Annotated in this window: 16 protein-coding genes and 1 pseudogene; 3 read left to right on the plus strand and 14 right to left on the minus strand. The window is 63.0% G+C overall.

Annotation, left to right across the window (positions count from 1 at the left end; genetic code table 11):
* Positions 1-9: 9 nt before the first annotated feature.
* The 14 genes and pseudogenes from ACVOLR_RS02520 to ACVOLR_RS02585 all read right to left on the minus strand — a co-directional run.
* Positions 10-687: pseudogene (locus ACVOLR_RS02520) on the minus strand (flagellin N-terminal helical domain-containing protein); the annotation flags it as partial.
* Between the two features lie 285 nt (positions 688-972).
* Positions 973-2,445 carry a flagellin gene (locus ACVOLR_RS02525; RefSeq protein ID WP_481535034.1) on the minus strand — a complete coding sequence of 491 codons (1,473 nt, stop codon included), beginning with the start codon at positions 2,443-2,445 and terminating at the stop codon, positions 973-975.
* Between the two features lie 67 nt (positions 2,446-2,512).
* Entirely contained in the window at positions 2,513-3,715 is a 1,203-nt protein-coding gene (gene flgL / locus ACVOLR_RS02530; protein ID WP_481535035.1) for a flagellar hook-associated protein FlgL, read from the minus strand.
* Positions 3,715-5,592 carry a flagellar hook-associated protein FlgK gene (gene flgK / locus ACVOLR_RS02535; protein WP_481535036.1) on the minus strand — a complete coding sequence of 626 codons (1,878 nt, stop codon included), beginning with the start codon at positions 5,590-5,592 and terminating at the stop codon, positions 3,715-3,717. Before flgK ends, flgL begins: the two co-directional genes overlap by 1 nt.
* An 11-nt stretch (positions 5,593-5,603) precedes the next feature.
* Positions 5,604-6,797, minus strand: a complete 1,194-nt coding sequence (flgJ, locus tag ACVOLR_RS02540) for a flagellar assembly peptidoglycan hydrolase FlgJ (protein WP_481535037.1) — start codon at positions 6,795-6,797, stop codon at positions 5,604-5,606.
* A gap of 1 nt (position 6,798) precedes the next feature.
* A complete protein-coding gene (locus ACVOLR_RS02545) occupies positions 6,799-7,914 on the minus strand; it encodes a flagellar basal body P-ring protein FlgI (protein ID WP_481535038.1) in 1,116 nt (371 codons plus the stop codon).
* 8 nt (positions 7,915-7,922) lie between these two features.
* Positions 7,923-8,612: a flagellar basal body L-ring protein FlgH gene (flgH, locus tag ACVOLR_RS02550; RefSeq protein WP_481535039.1), complete on the minus strand. Its 690-nt coding sequence runs from the start codon at positions 8,610-8,612 to the stop codon at positions 7,923-7,925.
* Between the two features lie 22 nt (positions 8,613-8,634).
* Positions 8,635-9,420, minus strand: coding sequence for a flagellar basal-body rod protein FlgG (flgG, locus tag ACVOLR_RS02555; RefSeq protein WP_481535040.1), 786 nt, complete (start codon positions 9,418-9,420; stop codon positions 8,635-8,637).
* Between the two features lie 301 nt (positions 9,421-9,721).
* The gene (locus ACVOLR_RS02560; RefSeq protein WP_481535041.1) at positions 9,722-10,471 is read right to left on the minus strand and encodes a flagellar basal body rod protein FlgF; all 750 of its coding nucleotides are present in this window, start codon (positions 10,469-10,471) and stop codon (positions 9,722-9,724) included.
* Between the two features lie 101 nt (positions 10,472-10,572).
* Positions 10,573-11,793 carry a flagellar hook protein FlgE gene (gene flgE, locus ACVOLR_RS02565; protein ID WP_481535042.1) on the minus strand — a complete coding sequence of 407 codons (1,221 nt, stop codon included), beginning with the start codon at positions 11,791-11,793 and terminating at the stop codon, positions 10,573-10,575.
* Between the two features lie 31 nt (positions 11,794-11,824).
* Positions 11,825-12,499, minus strand: a complete 675-nt coding sequence (locus ACVOLR_RS02570) for a flagellar hook capping FlgD N-terminal domain-containing protein (protein ID WP_481535043.1) — start codon at positions 12,497-12,499, stop codon at positions 11,825-11,827.
* Positions 12,500-12,525: 26 nt separating this feature from the next.
* Positions 12,526-12,933, minus strand: coding sequence for a flagellar basal body rod protein FlgC (gene flgC / locus ACVOLR_RS02575; RefSeq protein WP_282271517.1), 408 nt, complete (start codon positions 12,931-12,933; stop codon positions 12,526-12,528).
* An 11-nt stretch (positions 12,934-12,944) separates the two neighbouring features.
* Positions 12,945-13,349, minus strand: coding sequence for a flagellar basal body rod protein FlgB (flgB, locus tag ACVOLR_RS02580; RefSeq protein ID WP_481510530.1), 405 nt, complete (start codon positions 13,347-13,349; stop codon positions 12,945-12,947).
* Positions 13,350-13,487: 138 nt separating this feature from the next.
* On the minus strand, positions 13,488-14,444 hold the full coding sequence (locus tag ACVOLR_RS02585; protein WP_481535044.1) for a chemotaxis protein: 957 nt from the start codon (positions 14,442-14,444) through the stop codon (positions 13,488-13,490).
* A 110-nt stretch (positions 14,445-14,554) separates the two neighbouring features.
* Here ACVOLR_RS02585 and flgA point away from each other — a divergent pair, with 110 nt between their 5' ends.
* From flgA to ACVOLR_RS02600, 3 genes are all read left to right on the plus strand, one after another.
* Positions 14,555-15,202 (plus strand): flagellar basal body P-ring formation chaperone FlgA, encoded by a 648-nt coding sequence (flgA, locus tag ACVOLR_RS02590; protein ID WP_481535045.1) that lies wholly within the window; start codon positions 14,555-14,557, stop codon positions 15,200-15,202.
* A 62-nt stretch (positions 15,203-15,264) separates the two neighbouring features.
* Positions 15,265-15,567, plus strand: coding sequence for a flagellar biosynthesis anti-sigma factor FlgM (flgM, locus tag ACVOLR_RS02595; RefSeq protein ID WP_481510927.1), 303 nt, complete (start codon positions 15,265-15,267; stop codon positions 15,565-15,567).
* On the plus strand, positions 15,564-15,902 hold the full coding sequence (locus tag ACVOLR_RS02600; RefSeq protein ID WP_481535046.1) for a flagellar protein FlgN: 339 nt from the start codon (positions 15,564-15,566) through the stop codon (positions 15,900-15,902). The genes flgM and ACVOLR_RS02600 overlap by 4 nt, the downstream gene beginning before the upstream one ends.
* The last annotated feature ends 46 nt before the right edge of the window (positions 15,903-15,948 follow it).

Below are 15,948 nucleotides of genomic sequence, written 5' to 3' on the forward strand. Positions count from 1 at the left end.
GACGGAGAGCGAGAACGTCTGGCCGTCTGCGGTGGCCGTTGCGGCCGTCCAGTTGCCCGAGGTGCCGGTGGTCGTCGCGGTCGCAGGCGCGTAGTCAGCGGATGCTGCCACGCCGCCAGTGCCCAGCGCCTTGGTGCCCCCGGCGCTTGCCGCCGTATCAACTTTGTTCCAGTTGCCCAGGTCCTTGATGTTGGCGTTGGCGATCTGGGCGATGTCGATGGTCTGGCCCTGGTCGGCGCCGATCTGGAACGACTGTGCCTGGAAGCTGCCGTCCAGCAGCTTGGTGCCGTTGAAGTTGGTCTGCTCGGACACGCGCTGGATTTCTGCCTTCAGCAGCTGCACTTCGGCGTTCAGGGCTTCGCGGTCGGAAGGCGAGTTGGTGGCGTTGCGCGACTGCACGGCCAGTTCGCGGATACGCTGCAGGTTGTTGCCGATTTCGGTCAGCGCGCCTTCGGCGGTCTGCGCCATCGAGATGCCGTCGTTGGCGTTGCGGGCAGCCTGGTCCATGCCGCGGATCTGGGTGCTGAAACGCTCGGAGATCGCCAGACCGGCGGCGTCGTCCTTGGCGCTGTTGATGCGCAGGCCCGAGGACAGGCGCTGGATCGAGGTGGCCAGGCTGGAGCCGCTGGTGCCCAGGTTACGCTGAGCATTGAGCGACATGATGTTGGTGTTGATGACTTGTGCCATGATTCGAGCTTCCTATGTGGCGTTGGGTCCGGCACATCACCTGGCCGGTACTGGGTGCAGTGGGCGGGGGTAAGAAGAGCCTTAGCACCGCTGCTGATACCAATAACGGCAGCTTTTCCGGCAGCTTTAGCGCCTTGCTGCAAGTGATGCCAAAACCACAGAACGCACAAGCCCCGGTTTCCCGGGGTTTGTGTGTTTTTGGCGTTGCTGCGGGTGGTGGGGCGGGCGTCCCCACTACAGATGAAGCCTTTGCCGAGCATGGCTCGGCACTACAGCTGCGTTTGCTTACTTCAGCAGGCTCAATACGTTCTGCGGCGACTGGTTGGCCTGGGCCAGCATAGCCGTGCCTGCCTGCTGCAGGATCTGCGTGCGGGTCAGCTCTGCGGTTTCCTTGGCATAGTCGGCATCGCGGATGCGGCTGCGTGCGGCCGACAGGTTCTCCGAGGAGGTGTTGAGGTTGGCGATGGTCGAGGTGAAGCGGTTCTGCACCGCACCCAGATCGGCACGTGAGGAGTTGATCGACTGCAGCGCAGCGTCGATGGCGTTGAGGGCATTGTCTGCACCCGTGGCCGAGAGCACGTCCAGATCCGCGAAACCGGTTTCGGCCGCGCCGGCTGCCCAGTCGGTCGTCGTATCTGCCGTCAGGCCGGTCTGTGCGGTCAACGATGCGCCGCCAGCAATGGTGAACTGGCCCGACGCCGAAGCCAACTGCAGATTGCCGCTGGCATCCAGCGAGGCGGTGACACCGGTGTTGTAACTCTGGTTGTTGACGGCTTTCACCAGATCGCTGGCGCGCTGTGAGGCGCCACCGGCTGCGCTGAAGCTGATGGTTGCGGTGCCCTTGCTGCCGGTCAGGGTGAAGTTGCCGGCAGTGAAGCTGGCCGGGGTGCCGCCGACTTCGGTCTGGGCGCCGACCGTCCCAGTGAGACCACCGGAGATGGTGATTGGTGTTGCATTGGCATTGCTCAGGTCGATATCCGTACCATTGATGGCAGCGGTCAACCCCGCAACGCTGGTGCCGATAGCCGTGTTGACCGCGGTAGCCAAGCCGGCGGCGGTGGTACGTGCTGCATCTGGTGCCACGTTGATGGTGGTGCCGCCAATCTGGAAGGAAAGCGCAGCAGCGGGATCAGCCACACCAGCCAGGCTCAAGGTGCTTGTGCCTGGAGTGGGAGTGCCTGGGATGTAACCACCGTCAGCGGCGACAGCTGCTGCCGAGGCCGGCGTATCCACGCGGTTCCAGTTACCCAGTTCCTTGATGTTGGCGTTGGCGATCTGCGCGATGTTGATCACCTGGCCCTGGTCGGCACCCACCTGGAACGCCTGGTTCTGGAAGCTGCCATCCAGCAAAGCAGTGCCGTTGAAGTTGGTCTGTTCGGCGACGCGCTGGATTTCGGCCTTCAGCAGCTGCACTTCGGCGTCCAGCGCTGCACGGTCGGAAGGCGAGTTGGTGGCGTTGCGCGACTGCACCGCCAGTTCACGGATGCGCTGCAGGTTGTTGCTGATTTCGCCCAGGGCGCCTTCAGCAGTCTGCGACAGCGAGATGCCATCGTTGGCATTGCGGGCGGCCTGGTCCATGCCGCGGATCTGGGTGCTGAAGCGCTCGGAAATTGCCAGGCCGGCGGCGTCGTCCTTGGCGCTGTTGATACGCAGGCCCGAGGACAGGCGCTGGATCGAGGTAGCCAGGCTGGAGCCGCTGGTGTTCAAATTCCGCTGAGCGTTCAGCGACATGATGTTGGTGTTGATGATCTGTGCCATGGGTACGTCTCCGTTGTGCTCGGTGCTTTGCGTTGTGGACTGGCAGATGTGCTGCCGTAGATGTGAATCAGCGAATCATGTTGAACAGCGACATCGACTGCATCTGCGTGAAGATGGTCTGTGCCGCTTGCAGCGCCGCGCCTTCGAGCTTGTACTGCCCGATTGCTTCGGCGTAGTTGAGGTCACGCATCTGCGAGAGCGAACTCTTGAGCGTGACGGTGTTGGCTTCGCGCAGTGAGTCAGCGTTGTCGATTGCAGTGAGCTGGGCGCCACCTGCAGCACGCGTATCGATCATGCTGTTGGATGCCTGGCGAACATCGCGGATGCTGGCCTGCAATGCGTTCTGCTGGGCTGCCCTTGCCGCCGGGGTGGACGTGTCCATCTGCAACGTCTGCACCAACTGGTCGATGCTGCTGAATACGTCGCGGGTTTCAGCGGTAGCCGCAGTGAACGTGTCGCCCGCCGCCGGGGTGCCGTCAATGCGCATGCGCAGCCCCTCGAATACGATGTCTTCGCCGCTGGTATGGGTGCCGGTGGCCACAATGGTGTTGCTGGCATCCACCACTTCGTAGGTATCCGCTGCGGTGAAGCGAAGCGTGTAGCTCGCGCCTGCCCAACCACCGGAGCCGTCGCGGCCGACATCGGTGAGCACTGCCTGGCCGGTGTTGCTGGCGCCAGCGCGCCCATCCACCGTGCCGTCGCCGGTACGGATGCGCATGAAGATCTCACTGCCAGGCAGCGCGTCTTTCACGAAGGTACCTGGCGACACTTCGACCTGGCGCTGGGTCTGGTCGCCGTTGTAGGTAACCGTGCCGTTGCTCAACGAGAACGGCGCGCTGGCATCGGCAGCGCCACCGAACAGATAGCGGCCACTGCCATCGGTGGTGTTGGCGAGGGCCAGCAACGAGTCCTTGATGGACTTCAGCTCGCTGGCCACTGCCTTGCGGTCCTCCACCGACAGTGCCGGGCTGTTGGCTTGGACAGTCAAGTCCGACACCCGCGTCAACATTTCGCCAGCCTGTGCCAGCACGTTCTCCTGCAGGCCGAGGCGGTTCTGCACGGCGTTGGCGTTCTTGCCCAGTTGTTCAAGTTCAGCCAGTACGCGGTCCATGCCCACGGCGGTGCCTGACGCGACCGGATCATCCTTGGCAGTGACGATCTTCTTGCCGGTCGCCAGCTGCTGTTCAAGGTGATTCATCTTGCTCTGCTTGGACAACATCAGCGCGACAGACTGGTCGTACATCATGTTGCTGGAGATACGGGTACTCATCAGCCCACCGCCTTCAGGATTGTCTGGAACATGGTGTCGGCGGTGGAAATCAGCTGCGAGGCAGCCTGGTAGGCTTGCTGCAACCGGAGCATGTCCGCCGCTTCCTCATCAAGGTTGACGCCGGAGATCGAATCCCGTGATGCCTTGGCGTTGTCATTGATGACCTGTTGCGCCTGCAATGAGTAGTCGGCGGCGCGCGCAGCGGAGCCGATCTGGGTGGTTAGCCCGCCCAATGCACCGTTCAAGGTGACGGTGCCGCCGTTGAACGCCTTGGCGTCTTCGACATCGGCCAAGCGCTTGGCATTGCCGTTGTCACTGGAACCGGGCGCAGTCTTGGTGATATCGAAGCGATCGCCAGCGGCAGGCTTGCCATCAAGCACAACGCTCCAGCCATTGGCGCTGATGGCCTGGCCGGGGGTGTAGGGGTAAGGTCCGGCGCCATCTATGGTGTAGTTGTTTGCATCGACGAAGCTGATCACCGCCGGATTGAGTAGGGCAGGGTTACCCGCATTCACAACATCCAGGTTGCCGAGCTTGCCGGTCCCGGTATTGCTCAACGTGGCAGCTCCCTTGATCGGGTTGGCGGCGGCGATGCGCGACGGGTCGGTGATTGCCACCGAGAGCTCATTGGTTGCAGCGGCAGTCGGTTGCAGCAGGAAACGGTCGTTGACGGCAGGGTTGCCGCCGACCACGAACTGAACGCCATTGACCACGAACGGATCGGCTGCGGTGCCGGTACCTGTCATCGGCACCGCGACGCCGCTATCGGCGCGGCTCGCCTGCCAATTGCTGCCGTCAAATTTCAGCAGCAGGTTCTGCCCGTCCAGCGCGCCCAGATCGCCATAACTGGCGGTGAGACTCGCGCTACCATTATTGCCGCTATGCGCCGAGATCTTCGGTATACCGAGGTTGAAGAAATCTCCACCCATGTCGCCGTACAGGTCCATGCCTTCGGCGTGCGATTCATTGAACGATTGCGCCATGCCAACTGCGATCCGGCCCAGCTCGGCTTGCGCCGGATCCAGTACGGTTTCGCGGAATTCCAGCATGCCGCCGATCTGGCCTCCCAGCGCTTTGCCGTCCAAGGTAACGGTCATGCCTTGGGTCTTGATCGCAAGCTGTAGACGCTCAGGCTGATACGGATCAGCGGCGGTGGTGATCTGTGAGGCGGTGGTGCCAACGACCAGTGCCTGGCCGCCGGCGGAGTAGACGTTCATCACGCCGCCGTCCTGGATCACCGCGGTGCCGCCGGTGTAGCCAACCAGCGCGGAGATCAGCTGGTCGCGGCGGTCCAGTAGATCTGGCGCAGCGGCCGCGGCGTTGCTGCCGATGGCGCCGTTGATCTGCGCGATCTCAGATGCAAGCCGGTTTACCTCGTTTGCGGCAGAGATCAAACCGTTGTTGACCTCGCTGTTCAAACTGTCGAGGCTGCTGTTGAGTTGTTTGAAGCGGCTGACCAGGGTGCTGGCGTTGTCCAGCACATCGCGGCGGTCGGCGGTGCCGGCAGTGTTGGATCCCAGGCCATTGACGGCGTCAAAGAAGTTGGACCACACGCCACTGACGTTGGTCGCCGGGTCGGAGAACAAGGCATCAACGCGGTCAGCCATGCCGGACAGCTGCTGCAGCCGCGCAAGTTCACCACTGCTGTCCAGCAGTCGCGAGATAGCCAGCTGATCAGCGACCCGGCGGATGTCGGTGATCTTGGTGCCGTTGCCGACATTGCCATAGCCAACGTCGCTGGGTTCGCGGGTGGCGAAATCAACTTTCTGGCGGCTGTAGCCGTCAGTCTTGATGTTGGCCACGTTGTGGCTGACGGTGGCCAACGCCCGTTGGAAGGCGATCAGTGCGCTGGTGCCAGTGGAAAGAACATTAGACATGGACGGCTATCTCAACGACGGGTGATGCCGGCAAAACCGGCGTTGCTGGCAAAGGTCTGGCCCAGTCGCGTACCGGCATCGCCGATGGCGGCGACGGCGCGCTCGATGGTGGGGCCTGCGGCAATGGCCGCGATCTTGGCGGCGTAGGCCGGATCGGTGGCATAGCCTGCGCGTTGCAAGCCTTGTGCAAAGCTGCGCACATCGCTGCCGGCGCTGAGTGCGGCCTGGTAGCGTGGACTGGTCTTCAACATGCGCACGTAGTCGCCAAAGCTTTCGGCCATTGAGCCATAGGCACGGAAGCTGGCAGTCTCGTTGCGACGCTGGCCGTTGACGTATTCGTGGGTGCCGGTGGTGGCCCGTTCGCCACTCCAGCCGGTGGCCTTGATGCCGAACAGATTGTGGCTGCTGTCACCGTTGTCGCGTTTGATATGACGCTTGCCCCAGCCGGTCTCCAGCGCCGCCTGGGCAACCAGTGCGCGCGGATCAACACCGAGTTCGCGTGCAGCGCGCTCGGCATGCGGCCAGATGCTGGCGACGAAGCCTTCCGGGGTGTGCTTGCCGAGCTTGTCGGCAGCGACGTTGGCGGTGGTGGTATCAACCGCATCCCCACGCTCTGCCGCCGAGACATTGCTCCAGCGGTCGTTGCTCATCGCCCAATCGGCGGGCTGTGCAGCCGCTGAAGTGTCCTGGTACGGGTTGGTATTGTTCAACGAGGCATGGAAGCTGCTGCTGTCACGGCCGGCAATCAGATCCAAGGCCTGCGCCTGTGGCGCCATATACGTGGATTGATCGTTGAGGTTCAGCGAAGACAGCGGGTCCTCGCCCATCGTCGGCGCTGCATTCAACGGCAGGCCGGTGGCAGCAGGGGAGGTCAATTGATAGGCACGTGCAGCCGCGGCGGGCTTGATGCTGGGATCTACCGGTGCCGTTGCTGCGCCCTCCGCACCGCCCAATTGACGCGCGATCATGGCTGACAAGCCGAGCCCACGACCACGCGTCATCGCCTCGGCAATTCGTTGGTCGTACATCTCGCGGAACATCTGGTTTTCGCCCGGGAACAGCGAATCGCCGAAGCTCGCATCGCGCATGCTCTTGACCAGCATCTGCGCGAACTGGCCTTCCAGCTGGCGTGCAACCTTGTCGATCTTCGCCGGATCATTGGCGATGGCCGGATTCAGTTCCAGCGAGGGCGCGGCGATACGCATGTCAGATCACCTCAAGGTCGGCGGTCAGTGCGCCGGCCTGCTTGAGTGCCTCCAGGATTGCGATCAGGTCGCCCGGTGCCGCACCAACTTCGTTGACCGCACGTACGATCTCGTCCAGGGTCGCGCCGCCATCAAAGCGGAACATGCGGCTGCCTTCGTTGCTGGCCGTGATTGTCGACTGTGGCGTGGCGACGGTCTGGCCACCGCCAAAGGCGTTGGGTTGGCTGACCTGGGTCGATTCGCTGACGGTCACCGTCAAGGAACCGTGCGAGATCGCTGCCGGACTGACTCGCACCTGCGAGCCGATCACCACGGTGCCGGTGCGCGAATTGACCACGATACGCGCGGGCGCAGTGCCCGGTGATAGCTCGACGTTCTCGATACGCGCCAGCATGCCGATGCGTGCGCCCGGGTCGGTCGGGGTCTGCACCGAAACCGTACCGCCATCAACCGCACGTGCCGCACCTTCGCCGAAGGTGGCGTTGAGTGCATTGACCATCCGCGAGACGGTGGTGAAATCGTTCTGGTGCAGGTTCAAGGTGATGTCGCCGCCGCCAGCGAAGACGTCGGGAAGCGCACGTTCAACGGTGGCGCCATTGGGAATGCGGCCAGCGCTGGGAATATTCACCGACATCCGCGAGCCGTCCTTGCCCTGTGCGCCAAAGCCGCCAACTACCAGGTTGCCCTGGGCAATGGCATACACCTGCCCATCGATACCTTTCAGCGGCGCCATCAGCAGCGCGCCACCGCGCAGCGAGACCGCATTGCCGATAGAGGAGACGGTGATGTCGATGGTCTGGCCAGGCTTGGCAAACGGCGGCAGTTCAGCGTGGATGGCGACCGCAGCGACATTCTTCAGCTGCGGATTGACGTTTGCCGGAACATTGACGCCCAGTTCGCCGAGCAGGTTTTTCAAGCTCTGCACGGTGAACGGTGCCTGGCTGGTGCGGTCGCCGCTGCCATCCAGGCCAACTACCAGGCCGTAGCCGACCAGCGCATTGCCACGCACGCCGCCGACCTGGGCCAGATCCTTGATCCGCTCAGCCTGAGCGGGCAGGGCGGCTGCCAAGGCCAGTGCTGCCAGGGCAAGAGGACGCATGAAAGAGAAAGTCTTCATCACAGTGCTCAGAACAGCGCAAACGCTGAATTGAAGAAGCGGCCCAGCCAGCCCATCGCATTGGACTGCGCTACCGCGCCGCGACCGCCATAGGCGATGCGCGCATCGGCAACCTTGCTGGAGGAAATGGTGTTGTCCGGGTTGATGTCCGCAGCGCGTACGACACCCTGAATCTGCACCAGTTCATCGCCCTGATTCAGCCGCAGGTTCTTCTGCCCCTGCACAACAAGGTTGCCGTTGGGCAGGCGCTGGATCACGGTGACGGTGACGCTGCCCTGCAGACGATTGCTCTGCGCGCTATTGCCTTTGCCAGCGAAGTCGCGCTCTGACGAGGCAGATGCGCCGAGAATGTCCTTGCCGCCAAGCGTCACCGGCGCACCGAACAAGGTCGGCGTGCCAACGTCGATATCAGACTTCTTGCTGATCGCGGTGCTGGCAGTGGTGGTGGCCATGGTGTTCTCGACCAGGGTGATCGTCAGCAGGTCACCGACATCACGCGCGCGCCGATCGCCATACAGGTTCAAGCCCGGGCCGGCAGCGTAGATCGCGCCAGCGGTCGGCACTGCGGCCTGCACCACGATGGGTTGGATCGGTGCCATCGGTGCATACGGGCGCACGTCGCCGGCCAAGGTGCAGCCGCCGATCAAGGCAGCGCTCAAGGCGATGGACAGGTGGCGCAGGAGTGGGGTGCTGCTCATGACGGTATCCCTTGGCGACCAATCAGACGTTGTTGTTGAGGTAGCCGAGCATCGAGTCGGTGGTGGAGATGGCCTTGGCGTTCATTTCGTAGGCGCGCTGCGTCTCGATCATCGACACCAGCTCTTCGACCACGTTGACGTTGCTGCCTTCCAGCGCGCCCTGCACGACCGTGCCCAAGCCATTGAGGCCGGGCGTACCGTTCTGGGCTGGGCCCGATGCGGTCGTTTCCAGGAACAGGTTCTCGCCCTTGGCCTGCAGGCCGGCGGGGTTGATGAAGTCGGTAAGCGTCAACGATCCGATTTCGACCGAGGCAGCTTCGCCGGCCATCTTCACGCTGATGGTGCCGTCGGTGCCAATGGTCATCGATTGCGCGCCTTCGGGAATCTGGATGCCAGGCTGCACCGGGTAGCCGCTATTGGTTACCAGCTCGCCCTGCGCATTGATCTGGAAGCTGCCGTCACGCGTATATGCCGAGGTGCCGTCGGGCATCATCACTTCGAAGAAGCCTCGGCCATTGGCCATGACATCCAGTGCGCGACCGGTTTGCTGCTGGCTGCCTTGCTCGAAATGCTTGGAGGTAGCGACAACGCGTACACCGGTACCCAACTGCAGGCCGGTGGGCAGCTGCGTCTGTGCCGAGGATGAACCGCCGGGTTGACGCACCTGTTGATACAGCAGGTCCTCGAAGCTGGCGCGGTCGCGCTTGAATCCGGTGGTATTGGTGTTGGCCAGGTTGTTGGAGACAACCGACATACGTGTCTGTTGCGCATCCAAGCCGGTCTTGGCGACCCACAATGCCTGATTCATGGTGCGATTCCTTGGTGACGGATACCGGCCGATTGGCCCTTGGTACTGTCAATGCATGGGCTGTGCCAAAACCGGTGTCGGAATGTCGGCGCTGAGCACATTGGCTCTGCGATGGCCTATGGCTGCGACCGAGCGCGGTTTGCGACATGGCGCCATGCGCACCGGAGCAGTGCGCGCCGGGCGGGTATGAAGCGGTGGGAGATCATCTGGATCTTGCTGGAGACGGGTAGCCCACCGTTTCCAGCGCTGGCCCGGCCGAAGGCCAGGGCAGGCGCACTGCATGCGCGCTGGCCTTGTTCTATCAGCCGTTGAGGCGCAACAAACTGTTGGCACTGCGCGCGTTCTCGTCGCCGTGCTTGATTACCTTGACCTGCATTTCAAATTGGCGCTGCAGCTGGATCATCTGCACGAGTGCGCCGGCCGCATCGACGTTGCTGGATTCCAGCATGCCGCTGTCCAGGGCCTTGCCTTGACGCTGGGCAAAGGGCTGTTGCGGATCGGTGTTGCGCATCAGTCCATCCAGGCGCCGCTCCAACTGTTCATTGGGTGCATCAACCACGCGCAGGCGGCCAATCATCGCCATCGTCTGCGGGCCTTCGCCCAGCGGAATGATCGATAAAGTACCGTCGTGACCGATCTCCATGGCCTGATGTGGTGGCACCGCGATCGGGTTGCCGTTGTCGTCAAGCACGGCATTGCCTTCGGCGGTCACCAGCTGTCCATTCGGCGTCAACGATAAGGCACCGCTGCGGGTATACGCCTCGCTGCCATCGCTGGATTGCACGGCCAGCCAGCTGCCTGGCTGCAGGGATAGATCCAGCGAATTGCCGGTGATCTGCTGCGCGCCAACGCGACGGTTGAAACCAGCATCGACGTGCACGGCATCTACCCGCGATGGAAACCCCGGACCCTGGATGCGGAACGATTCGGTATTGGCCAGCGCTTCCTTGAAGCCCGGTGTATCCGAGTTGGCCAGATTGTGCGACACGGTGGCCTGCGCCTGCAGCGAGGCGCGGGCACCGGTCATGGCAACGTAGAGGGCTTTGTCCATGGTGCTGGAATTCGCGTAGTGAGATTGGGGTTGAAAAACGCTGTTGGCAGCTGCGTCGCGGTGGGGACCAATCAAGTGTTGATTGATCCCCACGTCTTGCTTTACCTGATGTTGATGATGGCCTGGGTGACCTGGTCCTGCGTCGAAAGCATCTGCGAGTTGGCCTGGAAGTTGCGCTGGGCGACGATCATGTTGACCAGCTGTTCGGTGAGGTCCACCGTCGAGGCTTCCAGTGCACCAGCTTGAACCTGGCCAAAGTCCGACGAGTCAGGCGCGCCAACGCGCGGGTTGCCGGACGAGAAGGTCTCCACCCACAGGCTGTTGCCCTGGTTCTGCAGCCCCTGCGCATTGTTGAACGTGCTCAACGCGACCTGGCCCAACGGCTTGTCGTCGCCATTGGAGTAGCGTGCATAGACCACGCCCTGCTCGGAGATGCTGATCTCATTGAGCTTGCCGGCAGCGTATCCATCCTGGCGGGTATCGCGTACCGCGAACTTCTCGCCGTACTGGGTAGAGCCTGCGACATTCAACGTCAGGTTGACCACGCCGGCGCCGGTGCTTGGCGTGAACGGAGCCAAGGTGATGTCGCCGTTGGCCGGGCTGACCAAGGCGCCGGCGTTGGAGAACTGCAGCAGTGACGGTGCGCCGGCAGGCTGGCCATCCACATAGTTGTGTACCTGCCACTCATTGGCGGTACCGGTCTTCACGAAGTACGAGGTTTGGGTGTGGCTGACACCCAGCGAGTCGTACACGGTGATGCCACCGGTGGAGTGGTTGTAGGTATTGGAATCGGCCGGGTCGAACGGCGCTACCGTCGGCGCTGGTGCATTGCCGGGCAGGGTGAACGCCATGTTGACCAGGGTGCTTGGCTTGGGCGGGCTGTCGGTATTGAGCAACTGCAGATCGGTCAGCTGGCCATCAAAGCGGGTGCCGTCAGCGTTCGGTGCAAACACCTGCAGGCGTGCACCCTGCGGATTCACCACATAGCCATTGTTGTCAGTCTGGAAATTACCGGCGCGCGAGTACACGCGCGCACCGTTCATGTTCAGGGTGAAGAAGCCTTCGCCGGCCACGGCCAGGTCCAGGCTGCGTCCGGTCTGGCTGATATTGCCCTGCGAGAACTGCTGCGCCACGTTGCTCAGGCGTGCGCCGGAGCCCATTGCGTTGCGCGACAGTCCATAGCTGGTGGCATTGAACAGATCGGCGAACTCGGCGCGCGATTCCTTGAAGCCGGTGGTGTTGACGTTGGCGACGTTGTTGGCGGTGACATTCAGATCCGCGTTGGCCGCGTTGATGCCCGACAGTGAGACATTGAAAGCCATGGCGATACTCCTGGGAAATCGAAGAGGGGGCTCAGCTGACGCGGAGCACGTAGTCGAGCGGGGCAGTGCCCAGCCCCTTGAGATTCAGATACAGGCCGTCAGAACCTACCGTCACGCTCTCGACTTTCGCCTCGGCGTAGGTGGCCAGCTTGCTCTGTACGCCGGCGCTATCGGTGTGGGTGGCGGTGACGGTATAGCTGCCGGCCGGCATGCGCTTGCCATCGGCATTGGTGCCATCCCATTGGAAGGCGACCTCGCCGGCAGCGTTGGCCGGAACGGTCAACTGATTGACCTTCAGGCCGTTGGCATCGGTGATGTCGACGGTGACCGAGCCGGCTGACTGCGCCACAACCGTGCCGCTGGTACCGCCTTCGGCCTCCAGTGCGAGCTTGGGCGAGGGCACCATCACGCTGTGGCCAACCAGTGCAGCGCCGCGCAGTACCTGGTCGCTGGCCATCGACTGTTGGAAGCCCTTCACCGAGGTGTTCAGATCGCTGATGCCCTGCACAGTGGACAGCTGCGCCATCTGCGCAACCATCTGGCTGTTGTCCATTGGCTTGGTCGGGTCCTGATGCTGCAGCTGGGTAGTCATCAGCTTCAGGAAGTCGGCCTGATCGAGCGAGCCTTTGTTCTTGCTGGTGGGCGTGGTGTTCGGCGCGGTGAGGCCGAGCGACTTGTAGAGATCGGAGTTGACGCTGGTGCTCATGTCGGCAGATTCCTGGGGGAGTGGGCTCAGCGGCCCATGGTCAGCGTGGCCAGGGCGAGTTCCTTGGCGGTGCTGAGCATTTCCACGCCGGCTTGGTAATTGCGCGAGGTGGAGATGAGGTTGACCATCTGCGCGACCGGATCAACGTCGGGCGAGTACACATAGCCCTCGCCATCGGCCAGCGGATGATTGGGTTCGTAGCGCTTGATCGGCGGCGCATCGCTCTGTGCAATCTCCTTGACCTGCACGCCGGTCAGATTGGGATCATTGCGGCTGGTAACGGCCTGGAAGATCGGCTCCAGCGGCTTATAGACCGCCTGCGGCGAACCGGCGATCGAATCGGCATTGGATAGATTGGAGGCGATGGTGCTCATGCGCACCGACTGCGCCTGCAGCGCCGAGCCGGCAATATCAAAGATGGGCAGGTTGCTCATGGCGTGCTTCCTTACTGGCCAGTGATGGCGGTGAGCATGGTCTTCACCTTGGACTCGACGAAGCTCAGCGAGGCGCGGTATTCCAATGCGGCGCGGCCATAGGCGGCGCGCTCGGTATCCGGGTCGACGGTGTTGCCGTCGAGGCTGGGCTGGGCGCCTTCGCGCAGGATCTGGAACGGGTTGAGCCCGTTGGCACCACCGATGGCGTAGTGCTGTTCGGCGGTGGCCGTCAGCAGGCCATTGCCGCTGGTCGCACCCTGGGCATTGCGCAGGGCGGCATCAAAATCGAGATCGCGGGCCTTGTAGCCAGGCGTGTCGGCATTGCTCAGGTTGCTGGCGATCAGCTTCATGCGCTGCTCGCGCAGCGGCATTGCCTGGGCGTGGATGCCTAGATAGTTGGAAAACAGGTTGGCCATGTGGAACCTCCCACGGAACGTTGCCGGGGAAGCTGCAAAACCTGTGCCAAAGAAACATGTAGTGCCAAGCCATGCTCGGCAGGGGCTCTACCGGTAAAGCCATTGCCGAGCATGGCTCGGCACTACAGCCGGTCAGGCTCAGCTATACGCGTACTGCGTCTCGGCCACATGGCGCAGCCGCTGCAGGACGAAATCAGCAAGCTCATGCGGGCTGTACTTGGCCACAAAGGCATTGGCACCCACACGCTCCACCATGGCGTTGTTGAAAACGCCCGACAAGGAGGTGTGCAGGAGCACATACAGACCAGCCAGCCCAGCATGGCGGCGGATTTCCGTCGTCAAGGTGTAGCCGTCCATCGCCGGCATCTCGATATCGGAGATCACCATGGCGTAGCGCTCGGCCGGGTTTTCGCCCGAGGCATGGATCTGCAACAGGTGTTCCAGCGCCTGCTTGCCATCAGAAAGCAGGGTTGCGCTCACCCCCAGCTGGTCCAGCACGCTGCGGATCTGCTGGCGGGCGACACGCGAGTCATCGACCACCAGCACCTGCATCGGCGGTGCGTCGGCAGGCAGCGCCATGGACGGGTCAAGCACCGCCTCGCTGCGCACCTGGGCGATGTCGGCGAGCACGCTTTCAACGTCGATCACCTGGATCAACTCACCCTGGAAGCGGGTAACAGCGGTCAAATACGTCGATTCGGCGCCCAATTCCGGCGGTGGGTGGATATCTTCCACCGCAATATTGACGATGCGCTCAACCCCGCTGACCAGAAAGCCCTGCACCGAGCGATTGAACTCGGTCACCACCAGGTAACCCGGTGAGGTGTCCGCCTCGGGCTCGCGCTCAGGGTGGCCGATGGCCAGGCCAAGGTCCAATACCGGCACCGAGCGGCCACGCACATCAGCCACGCCGGCAAACTGGGCGGGCAGGCCGGGTACCTGGAACAATGCTGGGCGGCGCAGCACTTCCTGCACCTTGAAAACATTCACGCCAAAAAGCTGACGGCCGCCAAGGCGGAACAGCAGCAGGGCAAGGCGGTTGTGGCCGGCCAGCCGGGTGCGCTGGTCAATTCGGTTGAGCAGGTCTTGTGACATGAGTGCTGTATCGGCGGCAGGGGACGACAACTTGAGTGCTCACCCCAGTCTGGACTGGCACAGCACTTGCAGCAGGGCTGTCGAACTATTCCTGAGCCGGGTGGCCGCCGTTGAAGCGTTTACTCCTTATAACCAGTCTGCTGTTGCCTTCATTGGCTTGGGCCACCACGTTCCAGCCGGTGGAATCCATCCGTGCCGCGGCCTTGGCCACCTTGGGAGCGGGCGAGAGCGGGGAGGCCAATCTTGATGCGAACCTGCGTTTGCCGGCTTGTGCGCAACCGCTGCAGGCCAAGGTTACCGCCAACACCACCGTGGAGGTCGCCTGCCCGCAGGCTGGCGGCTGGCGCTTGTTCGTCCCGGTCAAGGTCCGTCGCGAACAGCAGGTACTGGTTCTGGCGCGCGGCGTGGCTGCTGGAGAAACCCTAGCAGCGGCCGATATAAGTAGCGTCAAGCGCGATACGGCACGCTTGGCTGGTGCCGTGCTGTTGAAGCCGGAGGCGGCCGTGGGCCGGGTCGCGCGGCGCGCATTGAGCGCCGGCAGCCTGCTGTCGGCGACCGATCTGGTCGCGCCCCGCACCGTTCGCCGTGGCGATAATGTCGCCCTGGTGTCGCGTCGGGGCGGGGTGGAGGTGCGTATGGCGGGCAAGGCGCTGGGAGATGCGGGTGAGGGCGAGCGGGTCTCGGTCGAGAACCTGTCTTCACGCCGGGTAATGCAGGGCATTGCTACCCCCGCTGGCGACGTACTGGTCAGTCGATAAATTGCTAAAGAAACACCCGGCGTTGCCGTTATCGTTTTTGAACCGAATCAGGACTCCATCACATGAGCCAGAAAATCGACGGTGGTATTCCGGCCGCAGCGCAGCTGCGCAGCGTAGCCATCAACACCAAAGTGGCCGCCGCAGGCGATGCCAAGCCCAAGCCCGTTGAGGCCGCCGACAGCGTGCGCCTGACCGGTGAGGCTACCCAGCTGCAGGCCGTACAGCGTGAGCTGAGCGCCGCCCCGGCCATCGACCAAGCCCGTGTGCAAGCGGTGCGCGAGGCGCTGGAAAACGGCAGCTACAAGATCAACCCCGATGCCATTGCCACGCGCATGCTGGGCCTGGACCAGCAGTTGCAGGGATGAACCTTTCCATGGGCGACCCGTTGCAGCGTCTGAGCGAGGCGCTTGACCGCGAACAGCGCGCCTTGGCCGAGCACGACGTGCCGGCCTTGGTTGCCGCCACCGGCAACAAGCTGGAAGCCCTGCGCGAGCTGGAACGGCAGCCGCCGCTGCACGAGGCTGAAAAGCTCAAGGAGCTGGCAGAGCGCAACCACGCCAATGGCGTATTGCTGGCGCGCCGCCGCCGCGAGGTCAACTGGGCGCTGCGTCAGCTGGGTCGTAGCGAAAACGCGCCTTCTTACGATGCCAAGGGCCAGGCACAAACCGTACATGCGCGGCGGCCGCTGGCCGTGGCCTGATCTGTAGCAAGCGCGGCGCCAGCGCCGCGATCGAATTCGCACATCC

The organism is Stenotrophomonas sp. STEN030, from assembly GCF_056759995.1.